General features: G+C 69.1%; 22 protein-coding genes. 6 read left to right on the top strand and 16 right to left on the bottom strand.

Going from position 1 to position 20,717, the window contains the following annotated elements:
- Nucleotides 1–2: 2 nt before the first annotated feature.
- Entirely contained in the window at nucleotides 3–1,109 is a 1,107-nt protein-coding gene (gene rlmN, locus ACRSBM_RS04675) for a 23S rRNA (adenine(2503)-C(2))-methyltransferase RlmN (protein ID WP_434440072.1), read from the bottom strand.
- 185 nt (nucleotides 1,110–1,294) lie between these two features.
- Here rlmN and ACRSBM_RS04670 point away from each other — a divergent pair, with 185 nt between their 5' ends.
- Complete coding sequence (locus ACRSBM_RS04670; RefSeq protein WP_434440070.1) at nucleotides 1,295–1,690, top strand: PadR family transcriptional regulator; 396 nt, start codon at nucleotides 1,295–1,297, stop codon at nucleotides 1,688–1,690.
- Nucleotide 1,691: 1 nt separating this feature from the next.
- Here ACRSBM_RS04670 and ACRSBM_RS04665 read toward each other — a convergent pair whose 3' ends face one another.
- Both ACRSBM_RS04665 and ACRSBM_RS04660 read right to left on the bottom strand, forming a co-directional pair.
- Nucleotides 1,692–2,669 (bottom strand): aldo/keto reductase, encoded by a 978-nt coding sequence (locus ACRSBM_RS04665; RefSeq protein WP_434440068.1) that lies wholly within the window; start codon nucleotides 2,667–2,669, stop codon nucleotides 1,692–1,694.
- Between the two features lie 21 nt (nucleotides 2,670–2,690).
- Nucleotides 2,691–3,545: a class I SAM-dependent methyltransferase gene (locus ACRSBM_RS04660; RefSeq protein ID WP_434440067.1), complete on the bottom strand. Its 855-nt coding sequence runs from the start codon at nucleotides 3,543–3,545 to the stop codon at nucleotides 2,691–2,693.
- Here ACRSBM_RS04660 and ACRSBM_RS04655 point away from each other — a divergent pair.
- A complete protein-coding gene (locus tag ACRSBM_RS04655; RefSeq protein ID WP_434440066.1) occupies nucleotides 3,529–4,347 on the top strand; it encodes a VOC family protein in 819 nt (272 codons plus the stop codon). The genes ACRSBM_RS04660 and ACRSBM_RS04655 overlap by 17 nt on opposite strands.
- Nucleotides 4,348–4,351: 4 nt before the next feature.
- Here the strand turns inward: ACRSBM_RS04655 and ACRSBM_RS04650 are convergent, their stop codons facing one another.
- The 5 genes from ACRSBM_RS04650 to rpsB form a co-directional block, all read right to left on the bottom strand.
- Nucleotides 4,352–5,215 (bottom strand): phosphatidate cytidylyltransferase, encoded by an 864-nt coding sequence (locus ACRSBM_RS04650; protein WP_434440065.1) that lies wholly within the window; start codon nucleotides 5,213–5,215, stop codon nucleotides 4,352–4,354.
- A gap of 66 nt (nucleotides 5,216–5,281) precedes the next feature.
- Nucleotides 5,282–5,839 (bottom strand): ribosome recycling factor, encoded by a 558-nt coding sequence (gene frr / locus ACRSBM_RS04645; protein ID WP_434440063.1) that lies wholly within the window; start codon nucleotides 5,837–5,839, stop codon nucleotides 5,282–5,284.
- Nucleotides 5,840–5,900: 61 nt separating this feature from the next.
- The gene (pyrH, locus tag ACRSBM_RS04640) at nucleotides 5,901–6,611 is read right to left on the bottom strand and encodes a UMP kinase (protein WP_090096004.1); all 711 of its coding nucleotides are present in this window, start codon (nucleotides 6,609–6,611) and stop codon (nucleotides 5,901–5,903) included.
- Between the two features lie 189 nt (nucleotides 6,612–6,800).
- Nucleotides 6,801–7,616, bottom strand: a complete 816-nt coding sequence (gene tsf / locus ACRSBM_RS04635; RefSeq protein WP_434440062.1) for a translation elongation factor Ts — start codon at nucleotides 7,614–7,616, stop codon at nucleotides 6,801–6,803.
- 70 nt (nucleotides 7,617–7,686) lie between these two features.
- Nucleotides 7,687–8,508: a 30S ribosomal protein S2 gene (rpsB, locus tag ACRSBM_RS04630; RefSeq protein WP_434440061.1), complete on the bottom strand. Its 822-nt coding sequence runs from the start codon at nucleotides 8,506–8,508 to the stop codon at nucleotides 7,687–7,689.
- A 370-nt stretch (nucleotides 8,509–8,878) separates the two neighbouring features.
- Between rpsB and ACRSBM_RS04625 the strand changes: the two genes are divergently transcribed.
- Nucleotides 8,879–9,352 carry a M23 family metallopeptidase gene (locus ACRSBM_RS04625; RefSeq protein WP_434440059.1) on the top strand — a complete coding sequence of 158 codons (474 nt, stop codon included), beginning with the start codon at nucleotides 8,879–8,881 and terminating at the stop codon, nucleotides 9,350–9,352.
- A gap of 961 nt (nucleotides 9,353–10,313) precedes the next feature.
- Here the strand turns inward: ACRSBM_RS04625 and ACRSBM_RS04620 are convergent.
- Together ACRSBM_RS04620 and ACRSBM_RS04615 are read right to left on the bottom strand one after the other, a co-directional pair.
- Entirely contained in the window at nucleotides 10,314–11,267 is a 954-nt protein-coding gene (locus tag ACRSBM_RS04620; protein ID WP_434440057.1) for a FliA/WhiG family RNA polymerase sigma factor, read from the bottom strand.
- Complete coding sequence (locus ACRSBM_RS04615; protein WP_434440055.1) at nucleotides 11,242–12,219, bottom strand: tyrosine recombinase XerC; 978 nt, start codon at nucleotides 12,217–12,219, stop codon at nucleotides 11,242–11,244. The genes ACRSBM_RS04620 and ACRSBM_RS04615 overlap by 26 nt, the downstream gene beginning before the upstream one ends.
- A gap of 208 nt (nucleotides 12,220–12,427) precedes the next feature.
- Between ACRSBM_RS04615 and ACRSBM_RS04610 the strand changes: the two genes are divergently transcribed.
- From ACRSBM_RS04610 to ACRSBM_RS04600, 3 genes are read left to right on the top strand one after another with little or no spacing between them, the layout of a single operon-like run.
- The gene (locus ACRSBM_RS04610) at nucleotides 12,428–12,913 is read left to right on the top strand and encodes a hypothetical protein (protein ID WP_434440053.1); all 486 of its coding nucleotides are present in this window, start codon (nucleotides 12,428–12,430) and stop codon (nucleotides 12,911–12,913) included.
- A gap of 44 nt (nucleotides 12,914–12,957) precedes the next feature.
- Entirely contained in the window at nucleotides 12,958–13,425 is a 468-nt protein-coding gene (locus ACRSBM_RS04605; protein ID WP_434440051.1) for a hypothetical protein, read from the top strand.
- Nucleotides 13,344–14,438: a M48 family metalloprotease gene (locus tag ACRSBM_RS04600; RefSeq protein WP_434440049.1), complete on the top strand. Its 1,095-nt coding sequence runs from the start codon at nucleotides 13,344–13,346 to the stop codon at nucleotides 14,436–14,438. Before ACRSBM_RS04605 ends, ACRSBM_RS04600 begins: the two co-directional genes overlap by 82 nt.
- Nucleotides 14,439–14,483: 45 nt before the next feature.
- Here ACRSBM_RS04600 and dprA read toward each other — a convergent pair whose 3' ends face one another.
- The 6 genes from dprA to lepB form a co-directional block, all read right to left on the bottom strand.
- Nucleotides 14,484–15,623 carry a DNA-processing protein DprA gene (gene dprA / locus ACRSBM_RS04595; protein ID WP_434440047.1) on the bottom strand — a complete coding sequence of 380 codons (1,140 nt, stop codon included), beginning with the start codon at nucleotides 15,621–15,623 and terminating at the stop codon, nucleotides 14,484–14,486.
- A gap of 713 nt (nucleotides 15,624–16,336) precedes the next feature.
- Nucleotides 16,337–17,863, bottom strand: coding sequence for a YifB family Mg chelatase-like AAA ATPase (locus ACRSBM_RS04590; protein WP_434440045.1), 1,527 nt, complete (start codon nucleotides 17,861–17,863; stop codon nucleotides 16,337–16,339).
- A 1-nt stretch (nucleotide 17,864) separates the two neighbouring features.
- A complete protein-coding gene (locus tag ACRSBM_RS04585) occupies nucleotides 17,865–18,236 on the bottom strand; it encodes a YraN family protein (protein ID WP_434440043.1) in 372 nt (123 codons plus the stop codon).
- 508 nt (nucleotides 18,237–18,744) lie between these two features.
- Nucleotides 18,745–19,068 carry a DUF2469 domain-containing protein gene (locus ACRSBM_RS04580; protein WP_030468024.1) on the bottom strand — a complete coding sequence of 108 codons (324 nt, stop codon included), beginning with the start codon at nucleotides 19,066–19,068 and terminating at the stop codon, nucleotides 18,745–18,747.
- Nucleotides 19,068–19,859: a ribonuclease HII gene (locus ACRSBM_RS04575; protein WP_434440041.1), complete on the bottom strand. Its 792-nt coding sequence runs from the start codon at nucleotides 19,857–19,859 to the stop codon at nucleotides 19,068–19,070. The genes ACRSBM_RS04580 and ACRSBM_RS04575 overlap by 1 nt, the downstream gene beginning before the upstream one ends.
- Nucleotides 19,856–20,716 (bottom strand): signal peptidase I, encoded by an 861-nt coding sequence (gene lepB / locus ACRSBM_RS04570; RefSeq protein ID WP_434440039.1) that lies wholly within the window; start codon nucleotides 20,714–20,716, stop codon nucleotides 19,856–19,858. The genes ACRSBM_RS04575 and lepB overlap by 4 nt, the downstream gene beginning before the upstream one ends.
- Nucleotide 20,717 lies beyond the last annotated feature (1 nt).

Here is a 20,717-nt window from a genome sequence, read left to right as displayed (position 1 = left end):
GGTCAGCCTTCGGCAGCCAGCTGACCGCAGGCGGCCGCGATCTCCTGACCCCGCGTGTCCCGGACGGTGCACTCGACACCCTGCTCCCGGACCCGCCGCACGAACTCGCGCTCCACCGGCTTCGGCGACGCGTCCCACTTGCTGCCCGGCGTCGGGTTCAGCGGGATCAGGTTCACGTGCACGAGCTGCCCGAGGTACTTGCGCAGCTTCTTGCCGAGCAGATCGGCACGCCAGCCCTGGTCGTTGATGTCCCGGATCAGCGCGTACTCGATCGACACCCGCCGGCCGGTCTTGTCCGCGTACCCGCGCGCGGCCTCCAGCACCTCGGCGACGTTCCACCGGGTGTTCACCGGCACCAGCGTGTCGCGCAACTCGTCGTCCGGCGTGTGCAGCGACACGGCGAGGCGGACCTGGAGGTTCTCCTCGGTCAGCTTCCTGATCGCCGGCACCAGGCCGACCGTCGACACCGTCACGTGGCGCTGCGAGATGCCGAGGCCGTCCGGCGCCGGATCGCAGATGCGGTGCACGGCCTCGATGATCCGCTTGTAGTTCGCGAGCGGCTCACCCATGCCCATGAAGACGATGTTCGACAACCGGCCGGGGCCACCGGGCAGGTCGCCGTCGCGCATCGCCGCGGCACCCAGACGCACCTGGTCCACGATCTCCGCAGTCGACAGGTTGCGCTGCAGGCCGCCCTGACCGGTCGCGCAGAACGGGCACGCCATGCCGCAGCCGGCCTGTGACGAGATGCACAGCGTCGCGCGGTCCGGATAGCGCATCAGCACCGACTCGATGAGCGTGCCGTCGTGCGCGCGCAACAGGGTCTTCGCGGTCGTGCCCTCGTCGGTGGTGACCTTGCGCACGACCGTGAACAGCGGCGGCATCAGGTCGGCGACCAGCTTGTCGCGCGTGGTGGCCGGGATGTCGGTCATCTCGGCCGGGTCGACGGTCAGGCGGCTGAAGTAGTGGTTCGACAGCTGCTTGGCCCGGAACGGCTTCTCACCCAGCGCGGCAACGGCTTCAGCGCGTTGCACGGGCGAGAGGTCGACCAGGTGGCGCGGCGGCAGGCCGCGCTTGGGCGCGTCGAAGACAAGGGGAAGCGAGGTCATAGCACATCTAGTGTCCCACGAACTTCAGCAACACAAGACCGTTGCATCGCGATAGGTTCCGATATATCGTTAACGACATGATGATGCGACCACACCACAGGAACCACCACCACAGGCATCGCCACGGACCCTTCGGGGGCGGTGGCAGGGGCGGCCGCCAGAGGCGCGGCAACGTCCGGGCGGCCGTGCTGTCCTTGCTGGCAGAACGGCCGATGCACGGCTACGAGATCATCCAGGAGATCGCCAGGCGCACCGGCGGCGTGTGGAGCCCGAGCCCCGGCTCGGTCTACCCGACGCTGCAGATGCTCGCCGGCGAAGGCCTCGTCTCCGCGGAGGAAGAGGGAGGCAAGAAGCTGTTCGACCTCACCGAGCACGGCAGGACGGAGCACACGGCCCCGCCCTGGCGCGACATCGAGTTCCAGCTCGACCCGGCCGACGGCGAGCTGCGGTCGGCGGTCCGGCTGCTGGGCAGCGCGATGGAGCAGATCTCCCACGCGGGCACGCCCGAGCAGAAGGTTCGCGCGATCGAGCTCTACAACGACCTGCGGCGCAAGCTCTACGCCATCCTCGCCGAGGAGTGACCTACCACCGGTCGTGCACGTGCGGCCGGATCAGCTCGTCGTACACCGCCGCGACGGCCTTGGCGTCCACCGGTTCGAGCGAGGCCGCCTGTGCGTTGGCCCGCGCCTGCTCCACGTTGCGAGCACCGGGAATCACCACCGTGACACCGGCCTGGTCCACGATCCACCTGAGCGCGAACTGCGCCATCGTGGCACCCTCGGGCACCAGCGGCCGGAGGCGTTCCACGGCCTCCAGACCGACCTCGTAGGGCACCCCGGAGAAGGTCTCGCCGACGTCGAAGGCCTCACCGTTGCGGTTGTAGTTGCGGTGATCGTCCGCACCGAAAGTCGTTGCCCTGTCGTACTTCCCGGTCAACAGCCCGGACGCGAGCGGCACCCGCGCGATGATCGCGACCCCGGCCTCGGCCGCCTTGGGCAGCACCTCCTCGAGAGGCTTGAGCCGGAACGCGTTCAGGATGATCTGCACGCTGGCCACGTGCGGACGCCTGATCGCCTCCAGCGCCTCCTCGACCTTCTCCACCGACACACCATAAGCAGCGATCCGTTGCTGCTCGACCATTTCGTCCAAGGTGTCGTACACCTCGTCACTGCTGTACACGGCCGTGGGCGGGCAGTGCAGCTGCACGAGGTCCAACGTGTCGACACCCAGATTGCGGCGGCTCCGGTCGTTCCACGCGAGGAAGTTCTCCCGGTTGTACCCCTCCGTGGTCTGCGCCGGCAGCCGCCGCCCCATCTTCGTGGCGACGAACACACCGTCGTCCTTGCGCTCCTTCAGAAACCGCCCGACGAGCGTCTCGCTGCGACCGTCGCCGTAGACGTCAGCGGTGTCGAAGAAGTCGACACCGGTGTCGGCGGCGGCGTGCAGCAACGCGAGCGCGTCGCTCTCGTCCACCTCGCCCCAGTCGGCGCCGAGCTGCCAGCAGCCCAGTCCCACGACGCCGACCTGGCGGTTCAACCTGCCTGCGATTCGCTTCTCCACGAACCTGAGCCTAGTGCCGGATCACACGATCAGCCCCGTCGGCTTGCGTCGCACATGCAGCCGATAGCCGACCGGGAAGCTCAAGCCGTTGACGGACGCGATCGCGCGTTCGGCCACCTTGGCCGAGAACTCGATGCGCAGCACCGCCTCCAGGTCCTCACGCTTCTCGAACCGCCACTCCGCGGTGACCCGCCGGAGCGAGAACCCGTTGTCCGCGAAGAACTTCTCGACCGCCGCGGGGTCGTAGCGCGGCTCGTCGGCGAGCAGCCAGGGCCCGTACGGTGCGGCGAGGCCGTCCAGATCGACGATCGCCAACGCACCACCCGGCCGCAGCACCCGATCCGCCTCGCGCAGCCCCGGTTCACAACCCGGTCCGAAGAAATAGGCCGTGCGGGCGTGCACCAGATCGGCGGAGGTGTCGTCGAGCGGCAACCGTTGCGCGGGACCGGAAACGACGCGCACGTTCGGCAACGAGGCCACCCGCTGCTTTGCCCGCACGACGAGAGGTGGATGCGGTTCCACGCCCGTGACGGACTTCGCTGTCCCGGCGAAGAGTGGCAGGTGAAATCCGTCGCCGCAGCCGATGTCCACCACGTCCTGGCCGTCAAACGGACATTCTTCGCTCAGCTCCGCCCAAATCGCGCCGTGAACGTCCTGCGCGCGGTTCTCGACCTCGTAAACATCAGGCCAATGCCAGATGTTCGGACTTGGCACGACATCTGCCGGACGCACCGCGTTCAGCGCCGCCCGTACGAATCCCCTCACGAAGACACTGTAGGGCCTCGATTTGCGGGCGACCGTTCGAATTCGGGCATTCACCGCGTAGCGTGATCGCATCTCTCCCCTGCAGGAGGCGGCCGTGTCGATCGCACCCAACACGCCCCAGCTCGCGCCGTTGCTATCCGGAAGTCCGTGCTGGGTAGAAAGAACCGTCGACGACCTCAAAGGCGCGATCGAGTTCTACACCGGTCTGTTCGGCTGGCACTACGCCGACGACGCCGGCTACACGGTGGCGATGGTGGACGGCGTTCCCGTCGCCGGGCTTCCGCAGGGTGCCCCAGAGGCATGGCGGTTGTACCTGGTCACGCCGCACGCGCGCGCCACCGCCGAAAAGGCCTTTCACCTCGGCGGATCCGTGCTGCGCAACCCCGAGGACGCCGCCGACCACACGCAGAGCACGGTGATCGCGGACCCGACCGGAGCCGTCGTCGGGTTCCGGCACGTGCCGCCGGACTGGCGGTTCGGCACGGGCGGGCACGGCGCCTACGCGTGGGCCGAGCTCAACACCCGTGACGGCGCGGCGGCCGACGAGTTCTTCGGCGAACTGTGCCACTACGACATCACGCAGATCGGCGACGGCCACCGCCTCGACTACGCCTCCTGGTCCGTCGACGGCACGGAGGTCATCGGCCGCCAGAAGATGGGCCGCGAGTTCCCGTACGGAGAGCGCTCCCACTGGATGGTGTACTTCAACGCCGCGCCCGAGATCGGCATCGACTCCGTGGCGTACCGGGTGCTGGAGCTCGGCGGGCGGGTGACCGTCGAGCCCTACGACACCCCGTTCGGGCGCATCACCGTGGTGGAGGACCACGCGGGAGTGGCCTTCTCCGTGATCGACGCCTCGCGCGTGATCGAGGCCGAGCCGCGCACCGAAGTGGACGACCCGTTCGACGACTAGCGCGTCAGAGGGCCGGCGGGACGAAGAGGTGCAGCAGGAGCCAGGAGGCGACGGCGGACGGGAGCAGCGAGTCCATCCGGTCCATCAGGCCGCCGTGGCCGGGCAGCAGCGTGCCCATGTCCTTGATGCCGAGGTCGCGCTTGATCAGCGACTCGACCAGGTCGCCCGCCGTGGCCGTGACGACGAGCGCGGCGCCGAAGAGCGCGCCCTGCCACCACTGGCCGTCGAGCAGCGTCGTCACCGTGATCGCGCCACCGACCACACCGGCGGCCAGCGAGCCGGCGAAGCCCTCCCAGGACTTCTTCGGGCTGATCGTCGGCGCCATCGGGTGCTTGCCGAGGAAGACACCGGCCGCGTAACCGCCGACGTCGGACAGCACCACCCCGACGATGAACGCGAACACGCGGCCGACGCCGTCGTCGGGAACTACGAGCATGGCCGCGAACGCCGCGAACAACGGCACGTACGCGATGGTGAACACCGACGCGCTGAGGTCGCGCAGGTAGCCGTCCGAGCCGCCCCGGAACCGCCAGATCATGCACACCAGCACCGTGACCACGAACGCGGTCATCATGCCGGCGCGCTCCAGCGGCCAGGACAGCCAGAGGATCGCCTGGCCGCCGATCAACGCGGGCCACAGGGCGACGTTGATGCCGGCCTTGCGGAAGGCACTGGCGATCTCCCACGTCGACACGGCCACAGCGGCCGCGACGATGCCGATGAAGGTCTCCTTGACCGTCAGCAGCGACGCGATGATCACCGCGCCGAGCCCGACGCCGACCAGGATCGCCGCCCGCAGGTCACGTCCCGCGCGCGACGGCTTCGACGCGGGCACGTCCGCGGGACCGCCTGCCACCTGTGCTCCCATCACGACCTCCGCCCGGCCAGGGCCATCACGCCTGCCGCGACTCGGCCGGGCGAACCATCAGTGACATCAGACTTCGAGGAGCTCGGCTTCCTTGTGCTTCACGAGCTCGTCGACCTGCGCGGTGTACTTGTGGGTGAGAGCGTCGAGCTCCTTCTCACCACGCGCGCCGTCGTCCTCGCCGACGTCGCCGTCCTTGACGAGCTTGTCGATCTCTTCCTTCGCCTTGCGGCGGACACCGCGGACGGAGACGCGCGCGTCCTCGCCCTTCTGCTTCGCGACCTTCACCATGTCCCGGCGGCGCTCCTCGGAGAGCTGCGGGATGACGATACGGATGATCGAACCGTCGTTGCTCGGGTTGACACCCAGGTCGGAGTCCCGGATCGCCTTCTCGATCGCGTTCAGCTGGCTCGCGTCGTACGGCTTCACGACCGCCATGCGCGCTTCCGGAACCGTGATGCTGGCCATCTGGTTCAGCGGCGTGAGCGAGCCGTAGTAGTCGACGTGGATGCGGTTGAACATCGAGGGAGTCGCACGACCGGTCCGAACGGAGGCGAGGTTCTCCTTCGCCACCGAAACCGCCTTTTCCATCTTCTCCTCGGCGTCGAGGAGGGTCTCGTCGATCACGACTGCTCCTTGCTCTGCGTGTTCGTGCCCAATTCCCGGTCCTGGACAGATCCCACCAGGTCTAGAAGGCCGGGCGGCCACCGGGGGTGCTGACCAGGGTGCCGATCTTCTCACCACGCACCGCGCGCGCGATGTTCCCCTCGGTGAGGAGGTTGAAGACGAGGATCGGCATGTTGTTGTCCATGCAGAGGCTGAAGGCCGTGGCATCGGCGACGTTGAGGCCGCGCTCCAGCACCTCGCGATGGGTGATGTTGTCGAACATCAACGCGTCGGGGTCGATCTTGGGGTCGGCCGTGTAGACGCCGTCGACGGCCTTCGCCATCAGGACGATTTCGCAGCCGATCTCCAGTGCGCGCTGGGCGGCCGTGGTGTCGGTGGAGAAGTACGGCAGGCCCGCGCCGCCACCGAAGATCACGACGCGGCCCTTGTCGAGGTGGCGCATCGCGCGGCGGGGGATGTAGGACTCGGCGACCTGCGTCATCTGGATGGAGGTCTGCACGCGCGTGTCGATACCGTGCTCACGCTCCAGGAAGTCCTGCAGCGCCAGGCAGTTCATGACCGTGCCGAGCATGCCCATGTAGTCGGCGCGCGACCGGTCCATACCGCGTTGCTGGAGCTCGGACCCGCGGAAGAAGTTGCCACCACCGATCACGACGGCCACCTGCACGCCGGACTTGTGGACGGCCGCGATCTGCTTGGCGACTGTCTGGACGACGTCGGGATCGACACCGACGCCACCACCACCGAACATCTCGCCACCGAGCTTGAGCATCACCCGGTTGTAGCCGTGGCTACCTTCTTCGCTCACAGGTCCTCTCCTTTGACCTTGGGCCGGGGGTGTGGGGGTGTCCCCCGCTGGTGCGCGGAACGACTCCGTTCGCGCTACCTCACCCCGAGTGAAGCCTTCCGTGGACACGCCAAGGGCGGGGTCGCTGTTCCTGCAACCCCGCCCTCATGCGAATCAGCTCTGGCCGACCTCGAACCGAGCGAAACGGGTCACCGTCACGCCGGCCTCGTCCAGAAGAGCCTTGACCGTCTTCTTGCTGTCCGTCACGGAAGCCTGCTCGAGGAGCACGACGTCCTTGAAGAAGCCGTTGACGCGACCCTCGACGATCTTGGGGAGCGCACCCTCGGGCTTGCCCTCCTCGCGAGCGGTCTCCTCGGCGATGCGGCGCTCGTTGGCGACGAGCTCCTCCGGGACCTCGTCACGGGTCACGAACTTCGGGCGCATCGCGGCGATCTGCATCGCGGCACCCTTGGCGACCTCGGCGTTGTCACCGGTGTACTCGACCAGGACGCCCACTGCGGGCGGCAGGTCCGCGGCACGCTTGTGCAGGTAGACCGACACTGTGCCGTCGAAGTCGACGGCCTTGGCCAGCTCGAGCTTCTCGCCGATCTTGGCGGAGAACTCCTGGACCAGCGCGTCGACCGTCTTGCCGTCGACCTCGATGGCCTTGAGGGCCTCGACGTCGGCGACCTTGTTGGCCTTGGCGATGGCGACGATGTCGTCGGCCAGGGCGATGAAGTCGGCGTTCTTGGCCACGAAGTCGGTCTCGCAGCGCAGTTCGACCATCGCGCCGTCCTTGACCGCGACGAGGCCGTTGGACGTGGTGCGCTCGGCGCGCTTGCCGACGTCCTTGGCGCCCTTGATCCGCAGGATCTCGACGGCCTTCTCGAAGTCGCCGTCAGCCTCGTCCAGCGCCTTCTTGCAGTCCATCATGCCGGCGGCGGTCAGCTCGCGGAGCTTCTTGACGTCCGCGGTGGTGTAGTTCGCCATCGTTTTCCTTCTGCGATGTACGCGCTTGAGTCACGAGGTGCCCGCTGTTCGCGGGCACCTCGTGGGGAAATCAGGACTGGACGGGCTGCTCGGCCGGGGCCTCGGCCGTGGTGTTGGTGAGGAGCTCCTGCTCCCACTCCGCCAGCGGCTCGTCGGCGGCGACCTCGGGCTTGTCCTGGCCCTCGGCGGCGTCGCGGCGGGCACCGGAGCGCTGCATGAGACCGGCGGCGGCGGCCTCGGCCACGACCTTGGTCAGCAGAGCGGCGGAACGGATCGCGTCGTCGTTACCCGGAATCGGGTAGTCGACCTCGTCCGGGTCGCAGTTCGTGTCGAGGATCGCCACGATCGGGATGTTCAGCTTGCGAGCCTCACCGACCGCGATGTGCTCCTTCTTGGTGTCCACGATCCACACGGCGCTGGGCACCTTGGACATGTCGCGGATACCGCCGAGCGTGCGCTCCAGCTTGTCCTTCTCGCGGTTCATCATCAGGATTTCCTTCTTGGTGAAACCCTGGAAGCCGCCGGTCTGCTCCATCGACTCCAGCTCCTTGAGCCGCTGAAGCCTCTTGTGGACCGTCGAGAAGTTGGTGAGCATGCCGCCCAGCCAGCGCTGGTTCACGTAGGGCATGCCGACGCGGAGCGCCTCGTTGGCGATGGCCTCCTGCGCCTGCTTCTTGGTGCCGATGAACAGGATCGACCCGCCGTGCGCGACCGTCTCCTTGACGAACTCGAAAGCCCTGTCAATGTAGGTCAGCGTCTGCTGCAGGTCGATGATGTAGATGCCGTTGCGCTCGGTGAAGATGTAACGCTTCATCTTCGGGTTCCAGCGCCGGGTCTGATGCCCGAAGTGCACGCCGCTGTCAAGCAGCTGCCTCATGGTTACGACGGCCATGGCCGGTTCGCACCTCATCTGTCGGACGCGCCAGGTCTCGCCTATGCGCGTCGGTTCGGTTGACGCCTCAGGCCGGTAGGCCTTCAGCCCTGGTGCCATTGCCGCCGTCCGCACCCGCGGAGCATCTCTGCACCGTCAGGACCGTCGGACGTCGTGACTCGACCCAGCTGGGACCAGCCAGTCGGATCTGCGTTGGCACGCGAAGTCGCCCCGCGCACACACGGGACGCGCCCGAAAGTCTACTCCCCAACCCCGACAAACTTCGAATCGCCCCCAAACCAAAGGGGGCACCTATCCACAACCGGCGAGTAATCCACAGTCCCCCAATACCCCCTGGTCCCCACCCCGCCCCCACCACCACTGTGGACCCATGCCCCTCCTCCCCACCGCCCTGATCCTCACGACGCTCCTGGCCCCGTCCCCCGCGCGCTTCACCTGGCCCCTGCCACCACCCCACCCGGTGGTGCGCGCGTTCGAGGCCCCCACGTCCCCGTTCGGCCCCGGCCACCGCGGCGTGGACCTGTCCGCTCCGGCCGGCACCCCGGTGCTGGCCGCAGGTGACGGCACGGTGGTCTACGCAGGCGCCGTGGCCGCCCGCACCCTCGTGTCCCTGCAACACCGCAACGGCCTGCGCACGACCTACGAACCAATCGCCCCCGCCGTCTCCGCCGGCAGCTCCGTGACGCGCGGCGAGGTCATCGGCCACCTGCAGGAGGGCCACTGCCCCTCCCCCTGCCTGCACTGGGGAGCCCGCCGCGGCGACACGTACCTGGACCCGCTGCGCCTGGTGTCGACAGGCCGAGTACGCCTCCTGCCACTGAACGCCCCAGCCCGCGGCAGCTGACCACCCTCCGCCGCCGCGGCCACCCCGACCCACCGCGCGGCGCTCCGATAGGGCGCTCCCGGCCGATTCCGGCGGCTGGACAGCGGCGCGACCCCGTTGCGCGCCGCAAGCGCCCGCCAGGTGCCGGGAGGCGGCCCGCGCAACGTCCCGCCGCCGCCTCCCGGCCCACCCGCCACTCCCACCGCCCCGCCGCCGCACACCACAGCGCCCCGCGCCCAACCCAACCCGCCCCCCAGCGGCTCACACCCGAAGCCGCCCGGCCCACCACACAGCGCCGCGCGTACAGAACCGGCCGGATGGCCGGACGGCCGCACAGCGCTTCACGCGTGGAGCCTGACCGACCTCGCCGCACAGGCCGACCATGCCCTTCCCGCGGGGAGCCTGACCGGGCCTACCGCACAGCCACCTCTCCAACGCTTCGCCCAGCTCCAGGCCTTCCCGACCGCACCAGGCCGCCACCGGCGCCCAGGAGCGACGTCTTGCCGCCTCCCGGTCCACACCTGCCGTTTCAACCGCCACGTGCGCCGGGCCGACCGGTCCGCTGCACAGCCCGTCTCTCGCCCACTTCCTACCTACGCGTCTTGCCAACTCAGCGGCCATCTCGACAGCACCACGCCGCCGTCTGGCGCCCGGCCGCGACGTCCAGCCGCACTCACCGTCAACTCCAGCAGGCAGGCGCACCGCATCCCACGTCGGTTCGGCGGCAAGCTCGCGCGCCGTCCTGCGCAAGCCGATGGGGAGCGTGAGGGGGTGCCGGCTTCTCGAGTCGGCCGTTCGCCGGGATGTCCGAGCGGGCACGTGGTGTGTTTGGACCCAGTCCAAGACCCACCCAATCGAGTGAATTAGTCCCTGCCGAGGGACGGAAAGGGGGTTCAGGCCCTGTTTGTGAGGGCCGTTCGCCTTCTGGGTGCCGCAATACGGCAGCCCGGCACCGGCCGGGTTGCGGGAGGAAGAGGCGCTGTCAGGCCTCGGACTGCTCGTTGAGCTTCGTGCGCAGGCGCAGGACGGCGCGGGTGTGCAGCTGGCAGACCCTGGACTCGGTCACGCCGAGGACCTTGCCGATCTCGGCGAGAGTCAGGTTCTCGAAGTAGTACAGGGTCACGACCACGCGGTCGCGCTCGGCGAGCTGCGCTATCGCGTCGGCCAGCTGACGGCGGCTGTCCTGGTCGACGAGGCTCGCCACCGGGTCTTCCGCGGCGTCGTCGGGCAGCGACTCGGCCAGGGAGGAGCCGCCCTTGTTCGGGGCGATCAGCTCGTCCAGGGCGACGACGCTGGTGAGCTGGAGCTGGCCGTACAGCTCGCGCAGCTCGGCCAGGCCGATCTTGAGCTCTGCGGCGAGCTCGCGGTCGGTGGGCGTGCGCTGCAGCTTGGCGCCGAGGCGCTCCAGGGCTCGTTCGACGTCGCGGGCGCGGCTGCGGACCGAGCGCGGCACCCAGTCCTGGGAGCGCAGGTCGTCGAGGATGGCGCCGCGGATGCGCTGCATGGCGTAGGTCTCGAACTTGAGGCCGCGTTCCGGCTCGAACTTCTCGATCGCGTCGACCAGGCCGAAGATGCCGGACTGGATCAGGTCGGCGACGTCCTTGACCAGCGGCGCGTAGTGCAGCACCAGGCGGTCGCGCTGGCTCTGGTCACGAGACTCGCCGTAGCTGCGCCACAGCGCGACGATGCCGGCCTCGACGTCGTCACCGGACCTGACGTCCGCGCGCGTCACAGCAGTCGGAGCGGCAGCGGGCGTGCCGTTGACATGCGTGTCGGCACCGGGCTCGGAGCTCGCCTCGGTGCGCGGCGCGCCGTTCTGACGGTGCCCGTTGGTCGCCTGCTTCGAAGCTGGTGCGGGCAGGACGGGGTCAGGGGGCACGGTCGCCGTACGCGATCCTCCCCCTGCGGCGTCAGGAACGGGGGTGGGTTCGGTCATGGATCGCCTTCAGCCGTTCGACAGTGACGTGTGTGTAAAGCTGAGTCGTTGCGAGCGTAGCGTGACCAAGCAGTTCTTGGACGGTGCGCAGGTCCGCTCCTCCTTCCAGCAAATGGGTCGCAGCGGAGTGGCGCAACCCATGCGGCCCGATGTCCGGCGCGCCCGGTACCACGGCGACGACCTCGTGCACCAAGGTGCGCACGGCCCGCTGGTTCAGCCGGCCACCGCGGGCACCGAGGAACAACGCCGCCGGCGAATCCGGTGCTACCAGGGCGTTTCGCCCCTCGTCCACCCACCGCCGCAGCGCTCGCTCAGCCGGCACGCCGAACGGCGTGCTGCGCTCGCGTCCACCTTTGCCCAGAACCCGAATCACCCTTAGGGAGTAGTCCACGTCGTCGAGATCAAGACCACAGAGTTCGGCCACGCGGATACCTGTGGCGTACAGCAACTCCACCACGGCCTGATCACGCAGCGCAACCGGATCGCCTTGGGACGCGCCAGAGGATACGGCGCTCATCGCGTCCTTCGCCTGGTCCTCGCGCAACACGAACGGCAACGTCCGGTGCGGCCGGGGAGCAGCGAGCCGAGGCCCTGGATCCGCTGGCAGATGACCAGTTCGGTGGGCCCACGACGTGAACGCGCGCGCAGCAGCTGCACGTCGCGCAAGTGTCGTACGGCTCGCACCTGCTGTGCGTTGCGCAGCAAGCCAGGAGCGCAGGTTCGTCAGGTCGATGCGTCCGACATCGGCGTTCTCCGGGATATTCCCCGCGACGTGTCCGAGCAGTGCCACCGCATCGCCGAGGTAAGCGCGCACCGTGTGTGGCGAGAGATCACGCTCCAACATCAAGTGCCGTTCGTACTGACGCAACACGTCGGCGACGGTCGCCGGCAGTTTCTCGCGCAGGCGAACGAGATCGACACGACGTGTCCGACCATGCGGCGGCGGGGACATAGGCCAAGACGCTGCGCCAGTCGGGGCGTTTGGTCAAGTATCGCCACACCCTCGCGCCGTTTGAGAGCGCTCTCATGATCAGGAACACGATAACGTTTCAACTCCCTGTAACGACCAGGGGTTTGGTGGCACGTACAGATCACCTTTCGGAGTAGCGATGGTAGCCAGCACCACCGTCCGAACAGCCGACGAACTAGCCCGCCGAGTCGTGCGGAAGATCGCCCCCGAGGAGCTGCCTTCGTTCGACATCGTCGCCGCTCCCTACCTGGAAAGCCCCAGGCAGGCCGAACGCCGGCTGCGCCAGTCCCACGACGACCCGCTGGGCTTCGGCCCAGGTGACATCGTCGCGATGGCGACCCCGGTGATCGCCCTCGTGTCCGCCAGCGTGATCACGGCCGTGTCCGACAGCGTGGGCAGGGCCGTGCGCGACGGCACCGCCAACGCCGCGCGCAAGGCGTGGCGAAAGCTCCGCGGCAAGCCTGCGGAGCCACTCGAGCTGCCGTCCACACCGCTGACCACGGCCCAACTGGCCGAAGTCCGCCAGATCGCACTAGAGCGGGCTCTGTCGCTCGGCATGAAGCAGCAGAAGGCCGACGCACTCGCGGACGCCGTCATCGCCGCCCTCGTGCTGCGCGACAACGACACCGACCTCGACGACGAACCCGGCCGCGGGACCGGTGACACCTCCCGATGACGGAAGCGAAGCCGCAGGTCAACCCAAGGGCGTTACCGTCCGAGATGATCCTCCTGCTTCTGCTCCTCGCGGTGACGGTGCTGCTCAACGTCTTCTTCGTCGCGACCTGGCTGTCCGGCCTCGAACAGGGCGGCGCCGGCACCCTGCTGCAGAAACTGCAGATGCTCCTGACGCCGGGCTTGGCCGTCTACGGCATCTACACCGCCATCCGCATCCGCCGCTCCACCCCGATCGCCGACACCGGCCTCCACGACGCAGGCAAGGCCGTGACGGCGCTGGTGCTGGAGGTGAACCCTCCACGCCACGTCGACATGCGGCTCGGCAAGCACTTGGGCAGCCGCGCCTACGTCACCGGCCCACCGCGCAAGCCGATCATCGTGCTCGGACCGGAACTCCTGGCTCTGCATTCGATGCCCGGCGACCGCAAGCCGTGTTCGACGCCGTGGTGCGCCACGAACTCGCACACGTGCACGCCGGCGACCTCTGGTGGTACCAACTGGCCACCGTGCTGAGGTTCTCGAACCTCAGCACGGGCTTCTTCGCCCTGCTGGTGCTGTGGCTCGACGTCCTGCTCGACCGCGGTGACGTCACCTCCTTCCTGGTGAGCACGCTGCGCCTGGCCGCACTGACCCTTCTCACCGAACTGATCGCACGCGCCTTTCTCCGCGCCCGCGAACACGCCGCCGACCTGCACGCCGCCGAGTTCGGCGTGGAAGGCCTCCTGACCGCCGTTCAAGTCCGCGAGACCGACCAGACCCGTCCGGTCATCCGCGCCTGGCTGCGCCGGCATCCTGGCGCCGGCGAACGCTCCGATGCTCTGGCCAACCCCATGCGCCTGCTGGCCTCACCGATCGGTCAGGTGCTCCTCGGCGCGGCGGCCGCGGGCGCGGGCCTCGTCACGTTGCAGGACCTCCTCCTCAGCGGCAGCACCGAGGACAGGAGCACCCCGGTCATCACCGGCGTGGTGCTCGGCATTCCGCTGACCCTGTTCGCGGCTTTCGGCCTGTGGCGCGGCGCCTGGCAGGAGGACCGCAATCGTCTGCGCCCGGTGCTCACCGCCGCCGCGCTGTTCGGCGGACTGGTGACCGGCAGCCACCTGCCCCTGTACACCCGGATCTTCGACCAGGCCCCGATCGGCATTCCGATCGCGCCCTCCGTGCTCCTTCCTCTCGCCGTGGCGATGGCCGGCCTGTGCTGGTGGCTGGACGCCCTGGGCACGTCATGGCGCCACAAGGACCCAGACGCTTCCCGCATGCCCTCCTTCCTCACATATGCCGTGCCTTCGGCCTGCCTGGTGGGCGGCTGGCTGTTCGCGGTCTTGTGGACCTGGTCAGCAAGGCTCCGCGGCGTCTACCTCGGTTGTCCGGCCGAAGAGGCCAAGAACCTGCCGATCTGCCAGTCGCCGTCGCCTCAGTCCGACATCGCGCTGAAGGTCGCGACGGACTTCGGCTTCACTTTCTGGTCGATCCTCACGGCCGTGGTCGTGGCGGCCGCGCTCTGGGCAACCCGTTCGCGAGCAACGTGAACCTCTCGCCGGACATCGACCGCTATCTCCACTGTGGACGGACGTTCACCGCACCTCCAGCTTCTGCCAGCCCTCGTCGACCTGCAGCGCCAGCCCGGCGAGCTCCAACTCGGGCAACAACGCGCGCACCCGTTCCAACGGCACACCGGACTCGACCGACACGACCTCGTCGCTGACCCCGCACCGCTTCCCCATGGCCTCGTACACGCGCATGGCCTCTCCTTGCGGCGCCCCGAGCTCACTCTCCTTCTCGGCGGGCTCCGTAGCGAGATCGTCACCGAACCGCCCCACCGACTCCACGATCTCGGCCACCGAGCTCACCGAAACGGCCTGCCCGTCCCGCAACAGTTCGTGGCACCCGACCGAACTCGCGGACGTGACAGGACCAGGCACCACCATCAACGGCCGTCCGAGCGCAAGCGTGATCGCGGCCGTGTTCTTGGCCCCGCTGCGCCGCCCGGCCTCCACCACGACGGTGCCGCCGGCCAACGCCGCGATGAGGCGGTTACGGGTAAGAAACCGGTGCCGAGCAGGCATCACGCCAGGCGGGTACTCGCTGACGATCAAGCCTTCCTGTGCCACCTTGCCGAGCAGTCCCTGATGCCCGCCGGGATAGGCGAAGTCCGCCCCGCACGCCAGCACCGCGACCGTCAGCCCGCCGCCGCCCAGCGACCCGCGGTGAGCAGCGCCGTCGATCCCGTACGCCGCACCCGACACCACGGTCACGCCGGCCAAGGCCAGCCCGTACGCGAACTCACCAGCGACGTGCTCGCCATACCCACTGGCAGCCCGGGAGCCGACGATCGCCACGGCCTTGTCCACCGCACCGGCAAGGTCGTGCGGCCCGCGCACCCAAAGCGCGAGCGGCTCACCGCCGCACCTCCGCGCCGCCACACCTTCAAGCGCGACGAACGGCCACCGCGGCCACTCGTCGTCCTCCGGAATGACCAGCCGCCCGCCACGCTCGGCGATACGAGCCAGGTCTTCGTGAGCCCGCTCCTCGGCCCGCCGCGCGGACGTCTGACTGGCAACGGACGGCGACACCTCGCCGGCACGCACCAGCTCCGCCGCCTCGACCGGCCCGACCTCGGCGACCAGCGCCGCGAGTGCCGCCGGGTAGGGCTCGGCGACGCGGGACAGGTAAGCCCTCGCCAGGCGAACGGCATCGGTCGGCCTAGCGGTCACCGGAACCACCACCAGGGCAGCCAGCGACACCAGGGTTCCGAGTGCCACGGGCTCGGCGGACTGACGCCGGAGGAACGCCGGCGGGCTACTGATAGGAGTTGCAGGAGGGTGGGTAGGACAGCTGCTGCGGAACTGGGCGTGGTGGCGGCGGGGATGAGGAGTGTGGTCATGGTCGGGCTCCTTGATGGTCCGGACGGTTTGGGGAGCGGGCCGCCCGCTGAGGATGGGCGGGCTGCCCGCTCGGGGACCTGACGCGAGCAGAGGCTCGAGGGCTCGGGTCAGGTTGTTCGGTGGCCTGGCTTGGGGCAGGCGCCCGAACGTCCTGGGCGGGAAACGGTGGCTTGGCGGGGTGAGCGCCGGGCGCGGAGTGGGAGTGGGGCTCCGCGCCCGGCGGCTTTGGACTGGGCTGGAGTCAGCCCTGCCGGCATTCCGGCGGCCGCAGTTCGGGTCGCCAAGTTGAGTGGTCAGGTAGGTGTGGCGGTGGTTTGGGCGAGCGGGCGCTGGCGGGGGTGGGCGAGCGCCCGCTCGCGTTGGGGCCGGGCGCGGAGTCGGGGCTTGGGTGCTCCGCGACCGGCTGCTTGAGGGGAGGCGGTTGGCCGGAGGCCGAGAGGACACCTCGATAAGCGAGGCCCGAAGTTGGGAGGACATCTCGCTAAGCGAGTGGCAGGGGATTGGGAGGGCGTCCTGTAGGCGGTGGTTGGGGAGGTCTTGGGTTAGGGGGACGGGGCTCGGCGTTCTCGGAACTGGAGGGCAGCGGCCACGTGGTCGGCGGTGGGGCGGTCGGATTCGGCCAGGTCGGAGAGGGTCCAGGCGACGCGGAGGCAGCGGTCGGCTCCTCGGCCCGTCAGGGCGCCTGTGGAGAGGGCTCGGTCGAGGAGGGCTGTGGTGTGCCTCGGGAGGGCGAACTCCTGGCGTAGGACTGGGCCTGGCACTTGGGCGTTGGTGGGCCAGGTGTGGCCGTGTGCGGACCAGCGGGTGGCGGCTCGGGATCTGGCTTTCAGCACTCGCTCGCGGACTGTCGCTGTGGATTCGGGTGGGGCGGCGTCGGCGTTGGACATGGCCGTTGTCGCTCTCATGCGGACGCGGAGGTCCACGCGGTCCAGCAGCGGGCCGGAGAGGCGGGACTGGTAGCGGCGGCGGACTGTGGCGGTGCAGGTGCAGTCGACCTCTTTCGGTGGGGCGCAGGGGCAGGGGTTCGTGGCGAGGATCAGCTGGAAGCGGGCCGGGTAGTGCGCTATGCCGTCTCGGCGGGGGATGCGGATCTCGCCGTCTTCCAGTGCCGTGCGGAGGGTGTCGATCGTCTTCTGGCCGAACTCGCAGGCCTCGTCGAGGAAGAGCACGCCCCGGTGGGCTCGGGAGGCGGCGCCTGGTTTCGCCATGCCGCTGCCTCCGCCGATCAGGGCGGCCATCGACGTCGTGTGGTGGACGTTGACGAACGGCGGGCTCGCGACCAGCGGGTAGTCGGCGGAGAGGACGCCCGCTACCGAGTGGACCGCTGTCACGGCCAGGGACTCCTGGCGGGTCAGCGGTGGGAGCAGGCCCGGCAGGCGTTCGGCGAGCATCGTCTTGCCGGTGCCCGGCGGGCCCGTCAGGAGGAGGTGGTGGGCGCCGGCCGCGGCCACCTCCAGTGCCCAGCGGGCTTCTGGCTGGCCCACCACGTCGGCCAGGTCCGGGACGGCCGGCAGCGGTGGGTCGGCTGACGCCGGTGGTGACTGCAGTGGCACCTCTTCGCCGCGCAGCCATGCGAGGACTTCGGAGAGGGTCAGTGCGCCGTGGATCTCCACACCGTCGACCAGCGCGGCCTCCGGCAGGGCGTCGACGGGGACGATGGCCGTGGTGAGGCCCGCGCGGCGGGCGGCCAGCAGGGACGGGAGGACGCCGCGGACCGTGCGCACCCGGCCGTCCAGGGCCAGTTCGCCCAGCAGGACGGTGGTGGCGAGGCGTTCGCACGGGATCGAGCCGGCGGCGGCCAGGGTGGCGCAGGCGATGGCCAGGTCGTAGCTGCTGCCGCCCTTGGGGAGGTTCGCCGGGGACAGGCCCAGGACGATGCGCTGCTTCGGCCACTCCTCCTCGCTGTTGCGGACAGCGGCCTTCACCCGCTCCTTCGACTCGTGCAACGACGCGTCGGGAAGCCCGAGGAGGTGGGTGCGGGGCTGGCCCACTCCCACGTCGGCCTCGATCTCCACCGCGAGGCCGTCGATGCCGTAGAGAGCGACGGACCACGCCTGCGCGAGGCCCACGTCAGGCTCCCCGCAGGTGTTGCAGGCTCGCCTCGCCGCCGGGAGGCCAGGTGACCGAGATCAGGTCGACGCGGACGTTGCACCAGCCGACGCCGTGCGAGGCCAGCCAGCGCAGGGCTGTTCGCCGCAGACGGGAGAGCTTGCTCTGGTCCACCGCCTCGTCCGGACGGCCCCAGACCGGACCGGATCTGGTCTTGACCTCGCAGACGACCAGGCGATCGCCCTCCACGGCCACGACGTCGAGCTCGCCGTCGCGGCAAGTCCAGTTTCGCGACAGGACGACCAGGCCCTGGTCCTCCAGGTATCTGCACGCCAGGTCCTCGCCCTGACGGCCCTTCTCCTGCTGCCTGGTCTCGACCAGCGCCTGTGCCACCACTGCTCTCGCCTCCCTGTGGGTCGTTGGGTACGACCTTGCAGGGTGGGGCGGGGTGGGTGGCGGGGCTGAGGGGAATCTGTGGACAACTCGGCGGCTGTGGACAAGTCGGCCGTTGTAGATCTTGAAACGGCGGAGTTGTCGGTGGGGTGTGCTAAAGCGGCGACCGCCGGCCTGGGCCCCGTGCTCGACGGCCGGACGGGAGGATCGCGGTGCCGGTCCGAGCGTCCACCACGCGGCGAAGGCTGGCGGTCACGGACTACGTGGGGAACGGCCCGCCCCAACGGCGACCGCCGGCCCTTGCCCGTGCACGGCAACCGGACGGGAGGATCGCGGTGCCGGTCCGAGCGTCCACCACCTGACGAAAACCAGCGAACACGGATCCACGCACAAAACGACCCGCTCCAACGGCAACCGCCGGCCCTTGCCCCGCGCTCGACGACCGGACAGCAGCACCGCGGTGCAGGTCCGAGCGTCGACCACGCGGCGAAGACCGGCGGTCACTGATCTACGTGGGGAACGGCCCGCTCTCCGGCAGGCGGAGGTCCGGCTTGTCGAGCTCCTCCACGTTCACGTCCTTGAACGTGATGACACGAACGTTCTTGACGAACCGCGCGGGGCGGTACATGTCCCACACCCACGCGTCCGACATGCGCACCTCGAAGTACACCTCGCCGTCGGCGTTGCGCACCTGCACGTCGACCGAGTTGGCCAGGTAGAAACGCCGTTCGGTCTCCACGACGAACGAGAACTGGCTGACTATGTCGCGGTACTCCTTGTACAGCGACAGTTCCATCTCGGTCTCGTACTTCTCGAGATCCTCTGCACTCATTACGCCTCCGCGCGGGTCATCTGCTCCGCGCCCTCCCTCGTCGCGAGCTCCCCGGCGTCAGCCGGGGCTGCATCATTCTGGACCACGGCCGCCGCGGTCGTGCTGCGCGCCACCCTGTGCGGCGCGGCGAGACCGTGCTTGGCAGCCGCCGCTGCCACATTTACATACGACCAGCGATGCTCCGCACACGGGCCGTGTGCCATCAACGCAGCCGTGTGGTCGGGCGTGCAGTACCCCTTGTGCACGTTGAACCCGTATTCGGGATAACGATCATGCAGGTCCGCCATGATGCGGTCCCGCGTGACCTTGGCCAGCACCGATGCCGCCGCCACGCACGCCGCCGCCTGGTCCCCCTTGAGCACCGCCACGTTCGGCGCGGGCATTCCCGGCACCTTGAAACCGTCCGTCAGGACGTAGCCGGGGTGCGTCGCCATCTGCGCCACCGCACGCCGCATGCCCTCGATGTTCATGACGTGAATGCCCAGCCAGTCGATGTCGGCGGGCGACACGACGATCACGGAGTGATCCAGCGCACGCTTCAGCACCAGGTCGTACATCCGGTCGCGCGCCGACGCCGTCATCAGCTTCGAGTCGGTCAGCCCTTCGAACCTCGACGCGTCACCCGGTCGAAGTACGCATGCGGCGATCACCAGCGGTCCGGCGCAGGGGCCTCGCCCGGCCTCGTCGACACCGGCGACAGGCCCGAGGCCCCGGCGCTCCAGCGTGCTCTGCAGCGCCCAGTTCCCCGCCGAGCCCCGCACCACCGCGCGAGGCGGCATCAGCATGGTCATCGGCGGAATCGGTCTCGCACTCGACGCCCGAGCAGCAGAAGCGGCCACGCGCCGACGATACCGAGGCCCAGCGGCGCGTTCTCCTGCCATCCCGGCGCACCCATCGAGACGGCCTGCGGGTTGTGGTCCGACACGCCGCCCCACCTCGACGGAGGCAGCACGATGACGCGGGCCTTGCCGATGACGTTGTCCACCGGCACGAGCCCGTTGAGGCCGCCCTGGCCCTGGCACCGCGAGTCGCACGAGTGGTTGCGGTTGTCGCCCAGCACGAACAGCATGCCGTCCGGGATCTTGAGCTCCTCGAACGACTCCTGCTCGGCCGGCACGCCCTCGCCGAAGTGCTTGTACGGCTCGTCCAGCGGTTTGCCGTCCACCGTCACGCGGTTCTGCTCGTCGCAGCACTTCACGGTCTGCCCGCCGACGGCGATCACGCGTTTGACGAAGTCCTCCTCGTTCGCCGACGGCAGCCCGACCAGCGACCCGAGCCACGACAACCCCTGCGTGATCGGGTTGCCCGGTTCCTCGGAGATGAAGTCGTTCTGCCACGACGGCGGACCGCGGAACACGATCACGTCGCCCGGCGCCGGCTCGGTGAACCGGTAGGTGACCTTGTCCACCAGCACCCGGTCGCCGTAGCAGTCGGTGCACCCGTGCAGCGTCGTCTCCATCGACTCCGACGGGATCATGTAGACACGGCCGAGGAAGATCTGGATGCCGATCGCGAGGCCGAACGCGACCAGGATGAGGACGGGCAGTTCCTTCCAGAAGTTGCCCTTTTTCTTCTTCTTCGAGACTTTATCCGAAGCGTCCGAAGGCTCGTCGCTGGACGGGTTCTGCTCTGGATCGACGTCAACCACG

Source organism: Lentzea xerophila (genome assembly GCF_051094245.1).
Lineage (GTDB): Bacteria > Actinomycetota > Actinomycetes > Mycobacteriales > Pseudonocardiaceae > Lentzea > Lentzea xerophila.
The sequence above is the reverse complement of the archived record's forward strand: the minus strand, read 5'-3'. Positions and strand labels throughout refer to the sequence as shown.